A 16,457-nucleotide genomic window follows, 5' to 3' on the forward strand; every position below is an offset into this window, starting at 1 on the left:
GTCTTATCTCCAACCTCAAAGCAGTGCTTTGAGCAACCTGCGGCTAGCTTCCTAGTTTGCTCTTTGATTTTCATTGAGTATAAGTTAAAAATCCTGATTTCAAGTAAAATCAGGATTTTTTCATAGATGCAATTTTTTCTGGGTCTGGTGTGACACGGAGGGTCTTTTGCCCTGTATAAGTGACAAAGCCTGTTTTTCCACCAGTTGGTTTATTGAGTTTTTTGACTTCAATCATATCTACCTGAACCAGATTTGACAGGCGACCTTGAGAGAAGTAGGCTGCAAGTTCTGCAGCGTCTGTCTTGACTTCATCAGATGGGTCAAGATTTCCTGAGATGACAACGTGGCTTCCAGGGATATCCTTAGCATGGAACCAAAGTTCCTCCTTGCGTGCCATTTTAAAGGTTAGCTCCTCATTTTGCAAGTTATTGCGGCCGACATAGATGATGGTTTTGCCATCGCTTGCTAGATATTGTTCTGGTTTTTTGCGCTTCTGGATTTTCTCCCGTTGTCTTCTGCGGATAAAGCCAGTTTGAATCAATTCTTCACGGATTTCAGCGATTTCTTCTAGTCCAGCTTGGTTGAGGACGGTCTCCACACTTTCCAGATAGAGAATGGTTGCCTTGGTTTCTTCAATCAGATCAGTCAAGTATTTGACAGCTTCTTTTAATTTCTGATAGCGTTTGAAATAGCGTTGGGCATTCTGGTTGGGAGTCAGAGCCTTATCAAGCGCAATCGTGATAGGTTGGTTGGTGTAGTAGTTGTCTAGGATAACCTGATCTTGGTCGTTAGGCACTTGGTGGAGGAAGGTTGTCAGCAATTCTCCTTTTTGACGAAATTCTTCAGCATTGTCTGTCGCTAGTAACTCTTTTTCCTGTTTTTTGAGTTTGTGGCGGTTTTTCTGAAGTTCATTTTCAACACGACGAATGAGTTCACTGGCTTGCTGTTTGACACGGTCTCGCTCAGCCTTATCCTTATAGTAGGTGTCCAACAAATCAGAAAGACTGGTAAAAGGCTCTCCCACCTGATTTGCAAAAGGAACTGGGCTGAAGGAAGTCTCAGTCAAGCATGGCTTGGTTTCTTGATTGAAAAAGTTACGGAAAGTAGATAGTTTATCACTAACCAGTATCCTTTCCAATTCATTTGCCGTATCGCGTCCCAGACCTTGGAAGAGGCTTTGAAGATTTTTAGCTCTCGTTTCCTGAGTTTGTAGGATTTCAAAGAGCTTTTCATCCTTGATCGTGAAAGGATTGAGAGATTCCGTACTTGGCGGAGCGATGTAGGTAGATCCAGGAAGCAAGGTACGGTAGCTATTTTGTGAAAAGCCAACATGTTTGATGACTTCGAGGATTTTGTGGCTACTTTTATCAACCAGTAGAATATTACTGTGTTTCCCCATGATTTCGATAATCAAGGTAGCCTGAATATGGTCCCCAATCTCGTTTTTATTGGAAACTGTCATTTCCACAATGCGGTCATTTTCCACTTGCTCAATCGATTCAATCAGGGCACCCTGCAAATATTTTCTTAAAACCATGATAAAGGTGGAAGGTTGGGCTGGATTTTCAAAAGTCGTTTGGGTCAGCTGAATGCGTCCAAAAACTGGATGGGCAGAGAGGAGTAGGCGATGACTTTGGCGATTGCTACGGATTTGCAAGACCAACTCTTGTTCAAAAGGCTGATTGATTTTCTGAATGCGACCATTCACTAACTCTCTTCGCAATTCCTCAACCATGTGGTGTAAAAAAAATCCGTCAAATGACATCGTTCTCTCCTTGTGATTGTATTCCATAGTATTATATCAAAAAGGTAGAATAAAATCATGGAAATGTGGTATAATAAAGCCAAGTAAAGAGAAACGAGAAGCACATGTATATTGAAATGGTAGATGAAACTGGTCAAGTTTCAAAAGAAATGTTGCAACAAACCCAAGAAATTTTGGAGTTTGCAGCCCAAAAATTAGGAAAAGAAGACAAGGAAATGGCAGTCACTTTTGTGACTAATGAGCGTAGTCATGAACTCAATCTGGAGTACCGTGACACAGACCGTCCGACAGATGTTATCAGCCTTGAGTATAAACCAGAATTGGAAATTGCCTTTGACGAAGAGGATTTACTTGAAAATCCAGAATTGGCAGAGATGATGTCTGAGTTTGATGCCTATATTGGGGAATTGTTCATCTCTATCGATAAGGCACATGAGCAGGCCGAGGAATACGGTCACAGCTTTGAACGTGAGATGGGCTTCTTGGCAGTACACGGCTTTTTACATATCAACGGCTATGATCACTATACTCCGGAAGAAGAAGCGGAGATGTTCGGTTTACAAGAAGAAATTTTGACAGCCTATGGACTCACAAGACAATAAACGAAAATGGAAAAATCGTGACCTGATATCCAGTTTAGAATTTGCTCTCACAGGAATTTTTACTGCTATCAAGGAAGAACGCAATATGCGAAAACATGCAGTAACGGCTCTTGTAGTCATTCTTGCAGGTTTTGTTTTTCAGGTGTCACGAATCGAATGGCTCTTTCTCCTATTGAGCATTTTCTTGGTAGTAGCTTTTGAAATTATCAATTCTGCTATTGAAAATGTGGTGGATTTGGCCAGTCACTATCACTTTTCCATGCTGGCTAAAAATGCCAAGGATATGGCGGCTGGCGCGGTATTAGTGGTCTCTCTTTTCGCAGCCTTAACAGGCGCATTGATTTTTCTCCCACGAATCTGGGATTTATTATTTTAAACAGTAAGAGGAAATTATGACTTTTAAATCAGGCTTTGTAGCCATTTTAGGACGTCCCAATGTTGGGAAGTCAACTTTTTTAAATCATGTCATGGGGCAAAAGATTGCTATCATGAGTGACAAGGCGCAGACAACGCGCAACAAAATCATGGGAATTTACACGACTGATAAGGAACAAATCGTCTTTATCGACACACCAGGGATTCACAAACCTAAAACAGCTCTCGGAGATTTCATGGTTGAATCTGCCTATAGCACCCTTCGTGAAGTGGATACTGTTCTTTTCATGGTACCTGCGGATGAAGCGCGTGGTAAGGGGGACGATATGATTATCGAGCGTCTTAAGGCTGCCAAGGTTCCTGTGATTTTGGTGGTGAATAAGATCGATAAGGTTCACCCAGACCAGCTTTTGTCTCAGATTGATGATTTCCGAAATCAGATGGACTTTAAGGAAATTGTACCAATCTCAGCTCTTCAAGGAAATAACGTCTCTCGTCTAGTGGATATTTTGAGTGAAAATCTAGATGAAGGTTTCCAATATTTCCCGTCTGATCAAATCACAGACCATCCAGAGCGTTTCTTGGTTTCAGAAATGGTTCGCGAGAAAGTCTTACACCTAACTCGTGAAGAGATTCCGCACTCTGTCGCAGTAGTTGTGGATTCTATGAAGCGAGACGAAGAAACAGACAAGGTTCACATCCGTGCAACCATCATGGTCGAGCGCGATAGCCAAAAAGGGATTATCCTCGGTAAAGGTGGTGCTATGCTTAAGAAAATCGGTAGCATGGCCCGTCGTGATATTGAACTTATGCTAGGAGACAAGGTCTTCCTAGAAACCTGGGTAAAGGTCAAGAAAAACTGGCGTGATAAAAAGCTAGATTTGGCTGACTTTGGCTATAATGAAAAAGAATACTAAGTAGAGGTGGGCTCATGCCTGCTTCTTGTTTTTACAGAAGGAGGACTTATGCCTGAATTACCTGAGGTTGAAACGGTTCGTCGTGGCCTAGAAAAATTGATTTTGGGTAAGAAGATTTCGAGTGTAGAAATTCGTTATCCCAAGATGATTAAGACGGATTTGGACGAGTTTAGAAAGGAAGTGCCTGGTCAAGTTGTTGAGTCAATGGGACGTCGTGGTAAATATTTGCTTTTCTACCTGACAGACAAGGTCTTGATTTCCCATTTGCGCATGGAGGGCAAGTATTTTTACTATCCGGACCAGGTTCCTGAACGCAAGCATGCTCATGTTCTCTTTAAGTTTGAGGATGGTGGAACCCTTGTTTATGAGGATGTTCGCAAGTTTGGTACTATGGAACTCTTGGCTCCAGACCTTTTAGACGCCTACTTTATTTCTAAAAAATTAGGTCCTGAACCAAGCGAACAAGACTTTGATGTGCAGGTCTTTCAAACTGCTCTAGTTAAGTCTAAAAAGCCTATCAAATCCCATCTTTTAGACCAGACTTTGGTAGCTGGACTTGGCAATATCTATGTGGATGAGGTTCTCTGGCGTGCTCAGGTTCATCCAGCTAGACCTTCCCAGACTTTGACAGCAGAAGAAGCGACTGCCATTCATGACCAGACCATTGCTGTATTGGGACAGGCTGTTGAAAAAGGTGGTTCCACCATTCGGACCTATACCAATGCCTTTGGGGAAGATGGAACCATGCAGGATTTTCATCAGGTCTATGACAAGGCTGGTCAAGAATGTGTACGCTGTGGTACCATCATTGAGAAAATCCAACTAGGTGGACGTGGAACCCACTTTTGTCCAAACTGTCAAAGGAGGGACTGATGGGAAAAATCATTGGAATCACAGGAGGAATTGCCTCTGGTAAGTCAACCGTGACAAATTTTCTAAGAAAGCAAGGCTTTCAAGTGGTGGATGCCGACGCGGTTGTCCACCAACTACAGAGACCTGGTGGTCGTCTGTTTGAGGCTCTAGTCCAGCACTTTGGCCAAGAAATAATTCTAAAAAACGGAGAACTCAATCGCCCTCTCCTAGCTAGTCTTATCTTTTCAAATCCTGAGGAACGGGAATGGTCTAGGATAACTCAAGGAGAGATTATCCGTGAGGAACTAGCTACATTAAGAGACCAATTGGCTCAGACAGAAGAGATTTTCTTCATGGATATTCCCCTACTTTTTGAGCAGGACTACGTCTCTTGGTTTGATGAGACTTGGTTGGTATACGTGGACCGAGATGTCCAAGTAGAACGCTTAATGAAAAGGGACCAGTTGTCCAAAGATGAAGCTGAGTTTCGTCTGGCAGCCCAGTGGCCTTTAGAGAAAAAGAAAGATTTGGCCAGCCATGTTTTAAACAACAATGGAAATCAGGACCAGCTTCTTACTCAGGTGTTCTCCCTGCTTGAGGGAGGTAGTGAAGATGACAGAGATTAACTGGAAGGATAATCTGCGTATTGCCTGGTTTGGTAATTTTCTGACAGGAGCCAGTATTTCCTTAGTTGTGCCTTTTATGCCCATCTTTGTGGAAAATCTAGGTGTAGGGAGTGAGCAAGTCGCTTTTTATGCAGGTTTAGCTATTTCTGTCTCTGCCATTTCTGCAGCACTTTTCTCTCCTATCTGGGGTATCCTTGCTGATAAATACGGTCGAAAACCCATGATGATTCGTGCTGGTCTGGCCATGACTATCACTATGGGGGGATTGGCTTTTGTGCCAAATATTTATTGGCTAATCTTTCTTCGTTTACTGAATGGTGTATTTGCGGGTTTTGTTCCCAATTCAACGGCCTTGATAGCCAGTCAGGTTCCCAAGGAGAAATCAGGAACTGCCTTAGGTACTTTGTCTACTGGCGTAGTTGCAGGTACTCTAACTGGTCCCTTTATTGGTGGCTTTATCGCAGAATTATTTGGTATTCGTACTGTTTTCTTACTGGTTGGTAGTTTTCTGTTTTTAGCTGCTGTTTTGACTATTTGCTTTATCAAGGAAGATTTTCAACCAGTAGCCAAGGAAAAGGCCATCCCAACAAAGGAATTATTTACATCAGTTAAATATCCCTATCTCTTGGTCAACCTCTTTCTGACTAGTTTTGTCATCCAATTTTCAGCCCAATCAATCGGCCCTATCTTAGCTTTGTATGTGCGCGACTTAGGCCAGACAGAGAATCTTCTCTTTGTATCTGGTTTGATTGTGTCCAGTATGGGCTTTTCCAGCATGATGAGTGCAGGAGTCATGGGAAAGCTAGGTGACAAGGTGGGCAACCATCGTCTCTTGGTTGTAGCCCAGTTTTATTCAGTCATCATCTATCTTCTCTGTGCCAATGCTTCTAGCCCCTTTCAACTAGGCCTCTATCGTTTCCTCTTTGGATTGGGAACCGGTGCCTTGATTCCCGGAGTTAATGCCCTTCTCAGCAAGATGACGACCAAAGCTGGTATTTCGAGGGTCTTTGCCTTTAATCAGGTATTCTTTTATCTGGGCGGTGTCGTTGGTCCCATGGCAGGTTCTGCAGTAGCAGGTCAATTTGGCTACCATGCAGTCTTTTATGCGACAAGCCTTTGTGTTGCCTTTAGTTGTCTCTTTAACCTTCTTCAATTTCGAACATTATTAAAAGTAAAGGAAATCTAGTGCGAGTAAAAATTAATCTCAAATGCTCCTCTTGTGGCAGTATCAATTACCTAACTAGTAAAAATTCAAAAACCCATCCAGACAAGATTGAGGTTTTAAAGTATTGTCCCAAGGAAAGAAAAGTAACCCTACATCTTGAATCTAAGTAGATTTTATGGTAAAATAATAGGGATTTTAAGGAGTTTGATATGTATAACCTATTATTAACCATTTTATTAGTATTATCTGTTGTGATTGTGATTGCGATTTTCATGCAACCAACCAAAAACCAATCCAGCAATGTATTTGATGCCAGCTCAGGTGATTTGTTTGAACGCAGTAAAGCACGCGGTTTTGAAGCTGTAATGCAGCGTTTGACAGGGATTTTAGTCTTTTTCTGGCTAGCCATTGCCTTAGCATTGACGGTATTATCAAGTAGATAAGAAAATAATGGGCAGGACTAGGTCTTTGCCTCTTTTTATTTTTAAAGGATGTGTAAGAAGGTTTTACAGTAAAAGAAAATAAAAAATCTAGAAAGAAAATATGAAAGATAGAATAAAAGAATATTTACAAGACAAGGGAAAGGTAACTGTCAATGACTTAGCTCAGGCTTTGGGAAAAGACGGTTCCAAGGATTTTCGTGAGTTGATTAAAACCTTGTCCTTAATGGAAAGAAAGCACCAGATTCGCTTTGAAGAAGATGGCAGTCTGACCTTGGAAGCCAAGAAAAAACATGAGATTACCCTCAAGGGGATTTTTCATGCCCATAAAAATGGCTTTGGCTTTGTCAGTCTGGAAGGTGAGGAGGACGACCTTTTTGTAGGAAAAAACGATGTCAACTATGCTATTGATGGTGATACCGTCGAGGTAGTGATTAAGAAAGTCGCTGACCGCAATAAGGGAACAGCAGCAGAAGCAAAAATTATTGATGTCTTAGAACACAGTTTGACAACCGTTGTTGGTCAAATCGTTCTAGATCAAGAAAAACCTAAGTATGCGGGTTACATCCGTTCAAAAAATCAGAAAATCAGTCAACCGATTTATGTAAAAAAACCAGCCCTTAAACTTGAGGGAACCGAAGTTCTCAAGGTCTTTATCGATAAATACCCAAGCAAGAAACATGATTTCTTTGTCGCTAGTGTCCTCGATGTGGTGGGGTATTCAACGGATGTCGGAATTGATGTTCTTGAGGTTTTGGAGTCTATGGATATTGTATCCGAGTTTCCAGAAGCTGTTGTCAAGGAAGCAGAAAGTGTGCCTGATGCTCCATCTCAAAAGGATATGGAAGGTCGTCTGGACTTGAGAGATGAGATTACTTTTACCATTGACGGTGCGGACGCCAAGGACTTGGACGATGCGGTGCATATCAAAGCCTTGAAAAATGGAAATCTGGAGCTTGGAGTTCACATCGCAGATGTTTCCTACTATGTGACCGAGGGTTCTGCCCTTGATAAGGAAGCCCTTAACCGCGCGACTTCAGTCTATGTAACAGACCGAGTGGTTCCAATGCTTCCAGAACGACTGTCTAATGGAATTTGCTCTCTCAATCCTCAAGTTGACCGCCTGACCCAGTCTGCCATTATGGAGATTGATAAACATGGTCGTGTGGTTAATTACACTATTACCCAAACGGTTATCAAGACAAGTTTCCGTATGACCTATAGTGATGTCAATGATATCCTAGCTGGAGACAAGGAAAAGAGACAAGAATATCAGAAAATTGTTCCAAGTATTGAACTTATGGCTAAGCTCCATGAAACTCTAGAAAATATGCGTGTGAAGCGTGGTGCCCTCAATTTCGATACCAATGAAGCTAAGATTTTAGTGGATAAACAGGGTAAGCCTGTTGATATCGTTCTTCGTCAGCGTGGTGTTGCCGAGCGCATGATTGAGTCCTTTATGTTGATGGCTAATGAAACAGTTGCCGAGCATTTTAGCAAGCTGGATTTGCCTTTTATCTATCGAATTCACGAGGAGCCTAAGGCTGAAAAGGTTCAGAAGTTTATTGATTATGCTTCGAGTTTTGGCTTGCGCATTTATGGGACTGCCAGTGAGATTAGCCAGGAGGCCCTCCAAGACATCATGCGTGCTGTTGAGGGAGAACCTTATGCAGATGTATTGTCCATGATGCTTCTGCGCTCTATGCAGCAGGCTCGCTATTCGGAACACAATCACGGCCACTATGGATTAGCAGCAGATTACTATACTCACTTTACCAGTCCGATTCGTCGTTATCCTGACCTTCTTGTTCACCGTATGATTCGTGATTACGGCTCTTCTAAGGAAATAGCAGAGCATTTTGAGCAAGTGATTCCAGAGATTGCGACCCAGTCTTCCAATCGTGAGCGTCGTGCTATCGAGGCCGAGCGTGAAGTCGAAGCCATGAAAAAGGCTGAGTATATGGAAGAATACGTGGGTGACGAGTACGATGCTGTTGTATCAAGTATTGTCAAGTTTGGTCTCTTTGTCGAATTGCCAAACACAGTTGAAGGCTTGATTCACATCACTAATCTACCTGAATTTTATCATTTCAATGAGCGTGATTTGACCCTGCGTGGGGAGAAATCAGGTATAACATTCCGTGTAGGACAACAGATTCGCATTCGAGTTGAAAGAGCGGATAAGATGACTGGTGAAATCGACTTCTCTTATATTCCAAGTGAGTTTGATGTGATTGAAAAAGGCTTGAAACAGTCTAATCGTAGTGACAGAGGGCGTGGTTCCAGTCGTCGTTCAGATAAGAAGGAAGACAAGAGAAAATCAGGACGCTCAAATGATAAGCGCAAGCATTCACAGAAAGATAAGAAGAAAAAAGGAAAGAAACCTTTTTATAAAGAAGTAGCTAAGAAAGGAGCCAAGCATGGCAAAGGGCGAGGGAAAGGTCGTCGCACAAAATAAAAAGGCGCGTCACGACTATACAATCGTAGATACGCTAGAGGCAGGGATGGTCCTGACTGGAACTGAAATCAAGAGTGTACGAGCAGCTCGAATCAATCTCAAGGATGGCTTTGCCCAAGTAAAAAATGGAGAAGTCTGGTTGAGCAATGTTCATATCGCCCCTTACGAAGAGGGCAATATCTGGAACCAAGAACCAGAACGTCGTCGTAAACTCCTGCTCCATAAGAAGCAAATTCAAAAATTGGAACATGAGACTAAAGGACCAGGAATGACACTGGTTCCCCTTAAAGTCTATATCAAAGATGGCTATGCCAAGCTTCTTTTAGGACTTGCCAAAGGAAAGCATGACTATGATAAACGTGAGTCTATCAAACGACGTGAGCAGAATCGCGATATTGCGCGTGTGATGAAAGCAGTCAACCAACGATAAAAAGAGGAATGAAAATGGAAAAACTAGTTGCCTATAAACGCATGCCTTTGTGGACTAAAGAAACCATGCCAGAGGCTGTTCAGCAGAAACACAATACCAAGGTTGGGACTTGGGGCAAGATTACTGTTCTAAAAGGAACTCTCAAGTTTATTGAGTTGACCGAAGAAGGGGAAGTTCTAGCTGAACACCTCTTTGAAGCGGGAGCAGACAATCCAATGGCGCAACCTCAAGCCTGGCACCGAGTGGAGGCTGTGACAGACGATGTAGAATGGTATTTAGAATTTTATTGTAAACCTGAGGATTATTTCCCTAAAAAATACAATACCAATCCGGTTCATTCAGAGGTTCTAGAGGCTATGCAGACAGTAAAACCAGGGAAAGCCTTGGATTTGGGCTGTGGTCAAGGCCGTAATGCACTCTTTCTAGCCCAGCAAGGTTTTGATGTGACAGCTGTGGATCAAAATGAATTGGCCCTTGAAATCTTGCAAAGCATTGTGGAGCAGGAAGACCTGGATATGCATGTTGGTCTCTACGATATCAATTCTGCCAGCATTGGACAAGAATATGATTTTATCGTTTCAACAGTTGTTTTGATGTTTTTGCAAGCAGACCGCATTCCTGCAATTATCAAAAATATGCAGGAGAAAACCGCGGTCGGTGGCTACAACCTTATCGTCTGTGCCATGGACACGAAGGATTATCCTTGCTCGGTTAACTTCCCATTCACCTTTAAAGAAGGGGAATTGGCAGACTATTACAAGGACTGGGAATTGGTTAAGTACAATGAAAATCCAGGCCATTTGCACCGTCGTGACGAAAATGGCAATCGTATTCAACTACGCTTTGCGACCATGCTAGCTAAGAAAATCAAGTAAACACACATGAAGATTAGGAATTTTCCTGATCTTTTTTTCGAATAATATAGAAAAGGAGGGAAATCATGTTTGTTGCGAGAGATGCTAGGGGAGAATTGGTAAATGTGTTAGAGGATAAACTTGAGAAGCAGGCATACACCTGCCCAGCTTGTGGAGGTCAGCTCCGTTTGCGTCAAGGACCAAGTGTCCGGACCCATTTTGCCCACAAAACCTTAAAAGACTGTGATTTTTCCTCTGAAAATGAAAGTCCAGAACACCTAGAAAATAAAAAATCACTTTATCACTGGTTGAAAAGAGATGCAGAGGTGCAATTAGAATACCCGCTTCCAGAGCTTAAACAGATTGCGGATGTATTTGTAAATGGCAATCTAGCTTTAGAGGTTCAGTGTAGCCCCTTACCACAAAAACTTCTTAAAGAGCGCAGTGAGGGCTATCGTAGTCAGGGTTACCAAGTACTATGGTTGCTGGGGGAAAAACTTTGGCTCAAGGAGCGTTTGACCCGTCTGCAAGAAGGTTTTCTTTATTTCAGTCAAAATATGGGTTTTTATGTTTGGGAATTAGACAGTGAAAAACAAGTTTTAAGACTCAAATACCTGATTCACCAAGATCTTCGAGGTAAACTCCATTATCAGATTAAGGAATTTCCCTATGGTCACGGTAGTCTACTGGAGATAGTACGTTTTCCCTATAAGAAACAAAAAATATCGCATTTTACAGTTTCTCAAGATAAGGACATCTGTCGCTATATCCGGCAACAACTGTTTTATCAAAATCCCATTTGGATGAAAGCACAAGCAGAAGCCTATCAGAAGGGAGAAAATCTCCTGACTTATGAACTAAAAGAATGGTATCCACAAATTCGACCACTAGTAGGTGATTTTTGCCAAATTGAGCAAGATTTGACTCGCTATTATCAGTATTTTCAAACCTATTACCAAAAAAATCCTCAAAATGATTGGCAAAAGCTCTATCCACCAGCCTTTTATCAGCAATATTTCTTGAAAAATATGGTAGAATAGAAAGGATGGAGGAATCTAATGGTATTACAAAGACATGAAATAAATGAAAAAGATACATGGGATCTATCAACGATCTACCCAACTGACCAGGCTTGGGAAGAAGCCTTAAAAGAGTTAACAGAACAATTGGAGACAGTAGCCCAGTATGAAGGCCATCTCCTGGATAGTGCGGATAGCCTACTCGAAATTACTGAATTTTCTCTTGAGATGGAACGCCAAATTGAGAAGCTTTACGTTTATGCTCATATGAAGAATGACCAAGACACTCGTGAAGCCAAGTATCAAGAGTACTATGCCAAGGCCATGACTCTCTATAGCCAGCTAGACCAAGCCTTTTCATTCTATGAACCTGAATTTATGGAAATTAGTGAAAAGCAGTATGCTAACTTTTTAGAAGTTCAACCAAAGTTGCAGGTTTATCAACACTATTTTGACAAGCTTTTACAAGACAAGGATCACGTTCTTTCACAACGTGAAGAAGAATTATTAGCTGGAGCTGGAGAAATTTTTGGTTCTGCAAGTGAAACCTTTGCTATCTTGGACAATGCGGATATTGTGTTCCCTTATGTCCTCGACGATGATGGTAAGGAAGTTCAGCTATCTCATGGGACTTACACACGCTTGATGGAGTCTAAAAATCGTGAGGTACGCCGTGGTGCCTATCAAGCCCTTTATGCGACTTACGAACAATTCCAACATACCTATGCCAAAACCTTGCAAACCAATGTTAAGGTGCAAAACTACCGTGCTAAGGTTCGTCACTACAAGAGTGCTCGTCATGCAGCCCTAGCAGCGAATTTTGTTCCAGAGAGTGTTTATGACAATTTGGTAGCAGCAGTTCGCAAGCACTTGCCACTCTTGCATCGTTACCTTGAGCTTCGTTCAAAAATCTTGGGGATTTCAGACCTCAAGATGTACGATGTCTACACACCACTTTCATCTGTTGAATACAGTTTTACTTACCAAGAAGCCTTGAAAAAGGCAGAAGATGCCTTGGCAGTCTTGGGTGAGGATTACTTGAGCCGTGTTAAACGTGCCTTCAGTGAGCGTTGGATTGATGTTTACGAAAATCAAGGCAAGCGTTCAGGGGCTTACTCTGGTGGTTCTTACGATACAAATGCCTTTATGCTTCTTAACTGGCAGGACAATCTAGACAATCTCTTTACTCTTGTTCATGAAACAGGTCATAGTATGCATTCAAGCTATACTCGTGAAACGCAGCCTTATGTTTACGGAGATTATTCTATCTTCTTGGCTGAGATTGCATCAACTACCAATGAAAATATCTTGACGGAGAAATTATTGGAAGAAGTGGAAGATGATGCAACGCGCTTTGCTATTCTCAATAACTTCCTAGATGGTTTCCGTGGGACAGTTTTCCGTCAAACTCAATTTGCTGAGTTTGAACACGCTATCCACCAAGCGGACCAAAATGGAGAAGTCTTGACAAGTGATTTCCTAAATAAACTCTACGCAGACTTGAACCAAGAGTATTATGGTTTGAGTAAGGAAGACAATCCTGAAATCCAATACGAGTGGGCTCGCATTCCACACTTCTACTATAACTACTATGTATACCAATATTCAACTGGCTTTGCAGCAGCCTCAGCCTTGGCTGAAAAGATTGTCCATGGTAATCAAGAAGACCGTGACCGCTATATCGACTATCTCAAGGCAGGTAAGTCTGACTATCCACTTAATGTCATGAGAAAAGCTGGAGTTGATATGGAGAAGGAAGACTACCTCAACGATGCCTTTGCAGTCTTTGAACGTCGTTTAAATGAGTTTGAAGCACTTGTTGAAAAATTGGGAATGGCATAAGATGGTTGAATCATATAGTAAAAATGCCAACCATAACATGCGTCGCCCTGTCGTCAAGGAAGAAATTGTAGACTTGATGCGTCAGCGCCAAAAGCAGGTCACAGGATCTTTGAAAGAATTGGAAGACTTTGCCCGCAAGGAAAATATTCCCATTATTCCCCATGAAACGGTTGCTTATTTCCGTTTTCTCATGGAAACCATACAACCTAAAAACATTCTGGAAATTGGGACGGCTATCGGTTTTTCAGCCCTCTTGATGGCGGAACATGCTCCAAAGGCCAAGATTACAACCATTGACCGCAATCCAGAAATGATTGGTTTTGCCAAGGAAAATTTTACCCAGTTTGACAGTCGTAAGCAAATCACACTCCTAGAAGGAGATGCGGTAGATGTCTTATCAACCTTGACAGAGTCCTATGATTTCGTCTTTATGGATTCTGCTAAGTCTAAATACATCGTCTTTCTGCCAGAAATCTTCAAACATTTGGACGTTGGAGGTGTGGTTGTCTTGGATGATATTTTCCAAGGTGGTGATGTTGCCAAGGATATTATGGAAGTCCGTCGTGGCCAGCGAACTATTTACAGAGGACTTCAAAGACTATTTGATGCAACCTTAGACAATCCAGGCCTCACCGCAACATTAGTACCTCTGGGTGACGGCATCCTCATGCTTCGTAAAAATGTAGCAGATGTTCAATTGACTGACAGCGAATGATTTTCAGAAAAATTTAAGAAAATATAGTAAAATAGATAGGGTAACACTTATCTCAAAGGAGTAGACATGAAGAAAAAACTATTGGCAGGTGCCATTACACTATTATCAGTAGCAACTTTAGCAGCTTGTTCGAAAGGTTCAGAAGGGGCAGACCTTATCAGCATGAAAGGGGATGTCATCACAGAACATCAATTTTATGAGCAAGTGAAAAGCAATCCTTCAGCCCAACAAGTGTTGTTGAACTTGACCATCCAAAAAGTATTTGAGAAACAATACGGTTCAGAAGTAGATGACAAAGAAGTCAACGATACTATTGCCGAAGAAGAGAAACAATATGGTGAGAACTACCAACGTGTCTTGTCACAAGCAGGAATGACTCTTGAAACACGTAAAGCTCAAATTCGTACAAGTAAATTGGTTGAGTTGGCAGTTAAGAAAGCAGCAGAAGCTGAATTGACAGATGATGCTTACAAGAAGGCTTTTGACGAATACACTCCTGATGTGACTGCTCAAATTATCCGTTTGGACAATGAAGACAAAGCTAAAGAAATTCTTGAAAAAGCTAAAGCTAGTGATGCAGACTTTGCTCAATTAGCCAAAGATAATTCAACAGATGAGAAAACTAAAGCGAATGGTGGAGAAATCACTTTTGATTCTGCTTCAACAGAAGTACCAGATCAAGTTAAGAAAGCAGCTTTTGCTTTAGATGTAAACGGTGTTTCTGATGTGATTAGCGTTACTGGAACACAAGCCTACAGCAGTCAATATTACATTGTTAAACTGATTAAGAAAACAGAAAAATCATCTAATATTGACGATTACAAAGAAAAATTAAAAACTGTTATCTTGACTCAAAAACAAAATGACGCATCATTTGTTCAAAGCATTATCGGAAAAGAATTGCAGGCAGCCAACATCAAGGTTAAAGACCAAGCCTTCCAAAATATCTTTACTCAATACATCGGTGGTGGAGATTCAAGCTCAAGCAGTTCTTCAAAAGAATAAAACAGAAAAGAGCCAAGTGCTCTTTTTCTTATGAGAAAATCTTCTATCTTAAGGGTAAGAGTTTTTTTCTTTCGGAAAAAATGGTATAATAGCAATCAAAACTAGAAAATAAACGGAATTTGGGAATAATTTCTTTTGTTCTCATTAGATTGGTGATACTATGAAGATTAGTAAGAGGCACCTATTAAACTATTCTATTCTAGTTCCTTACTTACTTTTATCAATTTTGGGCTTGATTGTAGTTTATTCTACAACCAGTGCCATTCTTATCGAAGAAGGTAAAAGTGCCCTCCAATTGGTTCGAAGTCAGGGAATGTTTTGGATATTTAGTTTAATATTGATTGCCTTGATATATAAGCTGAAACTGAATTTTTTAAGAAAAGAACGTCTCTTATTTATTGTTATGTTTGTTGAGCTGATTCTCTTAGCTCTAGCTCGCTTAATTGGTACGCCAGTCAATGGAGCCTATGGTTGGATTTCAGTAGGACCTTTGACCATTCAACCAGCGGAGTATTTGAAGATTATCATCGTCTGGTACTTGGCCCAACGTTTTTCAAAACAACAGGATGAAATTGGTATTTACGATTTTCAAGTTTTAACTCAAAATCAATGGATTCCTCGAGCTTTTAATGATTGGCGTTTTGTCCTCTTGGTAATGATAGGAAGTTTGGCTATTTTCCCAGATTTGGGGAATGCGACTATCCTAGCTCTGGTCGCCTTGATTATGTATACAGTTAGTGGGATTGCTCATCGTTGGTTTATAGCCTTTATCGGTGTATTGGTAGGAGTTTCAGCCCTATCCTTATCAGCTATTTCTATGATTGGGGTTGATAAGTTTTCAAAAATTCCAGTATTTGGTTACGTTGCTAAGCGTTTCAGTGCCTACTTTAATCCCTTTGCTGATTTGGCAGGAGCAGGCCACCAACTTGCAAATTCCTACTTTGCCATGGTAAATGGTGGTTGGTTTGGTCTAGGATTAGGAAATTCAATCGAAAAACGTGGTTATTTACCAGAGGCTCATACAGACTTTGTATTTTCAATTGTCATTGAAGAGTTTGGATTTGTGGGAGCCAGCTTGATTTTAGCCCTTGTCTTTTTCCTGATTTTACGAATCATCCTAGTAGGAATTCGTGCTAAGAATCCCTTTAATTCCATGATGGCGATTGGGGTTGGGGGGATGATGTTGATCCAGGTGTTTGTCAATATCGGTGGAATTTCTGGTATTATTCCTTCGACAGGAGTAACCTTTCCTTTCTTATCGCAAGGAGGGAATAGTCTTCTGGTCTTGTCTGTAGCCATCGCCTTTGTCTTAAATATTGATGCAAGTGAAAAGCGTGCTCAATTGTATGAGGAGTTAGAAGCTCACTCCTCAAACTATATGTAGAGCTGATA

Annotated in this window: 17 protein-coding genes; 16 read left to right on the forward strand and 1 reads right to left on the reverse strand. The window is 41.3% G+C overall.

Annotated elements, in window-relative coordinates:
* Nucleotides 1-109: 109 nt before the first annotated feature.
* Nucleotides 110-1,765, reverse strand: coding sequence for an Rqc2 family fibronectin-binding protein PavA (gene pavA, locus QS39_RS06300; RefSeq protein ID WP_077804965.1), 1,656 nt, complete (start codon nt 1,763-1,765; stop codon nt 110-112).
* 104 nt (nt 1,766-1,869) lie between these two features.
* Here pavA and ybeY point away from each other — a divergent pair, with 104 nt between their 5' ends.
* The 16 genes from ybeY (at nt 1,870) to ftsW (ending at nt 16,449) form a co-directional block, all read left to right on the forward strand.
* Nucleotides 1,870-2,367, forward strand: a complete 498-nt coding sequence (gene ybeY, locus QS39_RS06305) for an rRNA maturation RNase YbeY (protein ID WP_000275156.1) — start codon at nt 1,870-1,872, stop codon at nt 2,365-2,367.
* On the forward strand, nt 2,348-2,743 hold the full coding sequence (locus QS39_RS06310; protein WP_000378166.1) for a diacylglycerol kinase family protein: 396 nt from the start codon (nt 2,348-2,350) through the stop codon (nt 2,741-2,743). The genes ybeY and QS39_RS06310 overlap by 20 nt, the downstream gene beginning before the upstream one ends.
* A 16-nt stretch (nt 2,744-2,759) precedes the next feature.
* Nucleotides 2,760-3,659 (forward strand): GTPase Era, encoded by a 900-nt coding sequence (era, locus tag QS39_RS06315; protein ID WP_077804966.1) that lies wholly within the window; start codon nt 2,760-2,762, stop codon nt 3,657-3,659.
* Between the two features lie 48 nt (nt 3,660-3,707).
* Nucleotides 3,708-4,532 (forward strand): DNA-formamidopyrimidine glycosylase, encoded by an 825-nt coding sequence (mutM, locus tag QS39_RS06320; protein WP_077804967.1) that lies wholly within the window; start codon nt 3,708-3,710, stop codon nt 4,530-4,532.
* Nucleotides 4,532-5,137, forward strand: coding sequence for a dephospho-CoA kinase (coaE, locus tag QS39_RS06325; RefSeq protein ID WP_077804968.1), 606 nt, complete (start codon nt 4,532-4,534; stop codon nt 5,135-5,137). The genes mutM and coaE overlap by 1 nt, the downstream gene beginning before the upstream one ends.
* Entirely contained in the window at nt 5,124-6,323 is a 1,200-nt protein-coding gene (locus QS39_RS06330; protein ID WP_077804969.1) for a multidrug efflux MFS transporter PmrA, read from the forward strand. The genes coaE and QS39_RS06330 overlap by 14 nt, the downstream gene beginning before the upstream one ends.
* The gene (gene rpmG / locus QS39_RS06335; RefSeq protein WP_001809104.1) at nt 6,323-6,472 is read left to right on the forward strand and encodes a 50S ribosomal protein L33; all 150 of its coding nucleotides are present in this window, start codon (nt 6,323-6,325) and stop codon (nt 6,470-6,472) included. The genes QS39_RS06330 and rpmG overlap by 1 nt, the downstream gene beginning before the upstream one ends.
* A gap of 39 nt (nt 6,473-6,511) precedes the next feature.
* The gene (gene secG / locus QS39_RS06340; RefSeq protein WP_000282517.1) at nt 6,512-6,745 is read left to right on the forward strand and encodes a preprotein translocase subunit SecG; all 234 of its coding nucleotides are present in this window, start codon (nt 6,512-6,514) and stop codon (nt 6,743-6,745) included.
* A 100-nt stretch (nt 6,746-6,845) separates the two neighbouring features.
* The gene (gene rnr / locus QS39_RS06345; RefSeq protein WP_077804970.1) at nt 6,846-9,200 is read left to right on the forward strand and encodes a ribonuclease R; all 2,355 of its coding nucleotides are present in this window, start codon (nt 6,846-6,848) and stop codon (nt 9,198-9,200) included.
* Nucleotides 9,163-9,630: an SsrA-binding protein SmpB gene (smpB, locus tag QS39_RS06350; protein ID WP_077804971.1), complete on the forward strand. Its 468-nt coding sequence runs from the start codon at nt 9,163-9,165 to the stop codon at nt 9,628-9,630. The genes rnr and smpB overlap by 38 nt, the downstream gene beginning before the upstream one ends.
* A gap of 14 nt (nt 9,631-9,644) precedes the next feature.
* Nucleotides 9,645-10,505 (forward strand): SAM-dependent methyltransferase TehB, encoded by an 861-nt coding sequence (tehB, locus tag QS39_RS06355; RefSeq protein WP_077804972.1) that lies wholly within the window; start codon nt 9,645-9,647, stop codon nt 10,503-10,505.
* 65 nt (nt 10,506-10,570) lie between these two features.
* Nucleotides 10,571-11,524, forward strand: coding sequence for a competence protein CoiA (locus QS39_RS06360; protein ID WP_077804973.1), 954 nt, complete (start codon nt 10,571-10,573; stop codon nt 11,522-11,524).
* 18 nt (nt 11,525-11,542) lie between these two features.
* On the forward strand, nt 11,543-13,345 hold the full coding sequence (gene pepF, locus QS39_RS06365) for an oligoendopeptidase F (protein WP_077804974.1): 1,803 nt from the start codon (nt 11,543-11,545) through the stop codon (nt 13,343-13,345).
* A gap of 1 nt (nt 13,346) precedes the next feature.
* Nucleotides 13,347-14,060, forward strand: coding sequence for an O-methyltransferase (locus tag QS39_RS06370; protein WP_077804975.1), 714 nt, complete (start codon nt 13,347-13,349; stop codon nt 14,058-14,060).
* A gap of 66 nt (nt 14,061-14,126) precedes the next feature.
* Entirely contained in the window at nt 14,127-15,065 is a 939-nt protein-coding gene (gene prsA, locus QS39_RS06375; RefSeq protein ID WP_077804976.1) for a peptidylprolyl isomerase PrsA, read from the forward strand.
* 160 nt (nt 15,066-15,225) lie between these two features.
* Entirely contained in the window at nt 15,226-16,449 is a 1,224-nt protein-coding gene (gene ftsW / locus QS39_RS06380) for a cell division peptidoglycan polymerase FtsW (RefSeq protein WP_077804977.1), read from the forward strand.
* Nucleotides 16,450-16,457: the final 8 nt, after the last annotated feature.

Origin of the sequence: Streptococcus mitis, from assembly GCF_002005545.1 — a bacterium.
GTDB lineage: Bacteria > Bacillota > Bacilli > Lactobacillales > Streptococcaceae > Streptococcus > Streptococcus mitis_I.

What these genes read in the sequence shown, in the direction of transcription:
- pavA (WP_077804965.1), bottom strand. Translation starts at nt 1,765, where the DNA reads ATGTCATTTGACGGATTTTTTTTACACCACATGGTTGAGGAATTGCGA.
- ybeY (WP_000275156.1), top strand. Translation starts at nt 1,870, where the DNA reads ATGTATATTGAAATGGTAGATGAAACTGGTCAAGTTTCAAAAGAAATG.
- QS39_RS06310 (WP_000378166.1), top strand. Translation starts at nt 2,348, where the DNA reads ATGGACTCACAAGACAATAAACGAAAATGGAAAAATCGTGACCTGATA.
- era (WP_077804966.1), top strand. Translation starts at nt 2,760, where the DNA reads ATGACTTTTAAATCAGGCTTTGTAGCCATTTTAGGACGTCCCAATGTT.
- mutM (WP_077804967.1), top strand. Translation starts at nt 3,708, where the DNA reads ATGCCTGAATTACCTGAGGTTGAAACGGTTCGTCGTGGCCTAGAAAAA.
- coaE (WP_077804968.1), top strand. Translation starts at nt 4,532, where the DNA reads ATGGGAAAAATCATTGGAATCACAGGAGGAATTGCCTCTGGTAAGTCA.
- QS39_RS06330 (WP_077804969.1), top strand. Translation starts at nt 5,124, where the DNA reads ATGACAGAGATTAACTGGAAGGATAATCTGCGTATTGCCTGGTTTGGT.
- secG (WP_000282517.1), top strand. Translation starts at nt 6,512, where the DNA reads ATGTATAACCTATTATTAACCATTTTATTAGTATTATCTGTTGTGATT.
- rnr (WP_077804970.1), top strand. Translation starts at nt 6,846, where the DNA reads ATGAAAGATAGAATAAAAGAATATTTACAAGACAAGGGAAAGGTAACT.
- smpB (WP_077804971.1), top strand. Translation starts at nt 9,163, where the DNA reads ATGGCAAAGGGCGAGGGAAAGGTCGTCGCACAAAATAAAAAGGCGCGT.
- tehB (WP_077804972.1), top strand. Translation starts at nt 9,645, where the DNA reads ATGGAAAAACTAGTTGCCTATAAACGCATGCCTTTGTGGACTAAAGAA.
- QS39_RS06360 (WP_077804973.1), top strand. Translation starts at nt 10,571, where the DNA reads ATGTTTGTTGCGAGAGATGCTAGGGGAGAATTGGTAAATGTGTTAGAG.
- pepF (WP_077804974.1), top strand. Translation starts at nt 11,543, where the DNA reads ATGGTATTACAAAGACATGAAATAAATGAAAAAGATACATGGGATCTA.
- QS39_RS06370 (WP_077804975.1), top strand. Translation starts at nt 13,347, where the DNA reads ATGGTTGAATCATATAGTAAAAATGCCAACCATAACATGCGTCGCCCT.
- prsA (WP_077804976.1), top strand. Translation starts at nt 14,127, where the DNA reads ATGAAGAAAAAACTATTGGCAGGTGCCATTACACTATTATCAGTAGCA.
- ftsW (WP_077804977.1), top strand. Translation starts at nt 15,226, where the DNA reads ATGAAGATTAGTAAGAGGCACCTATTAAACTATTCTATTCTAGTTCCT.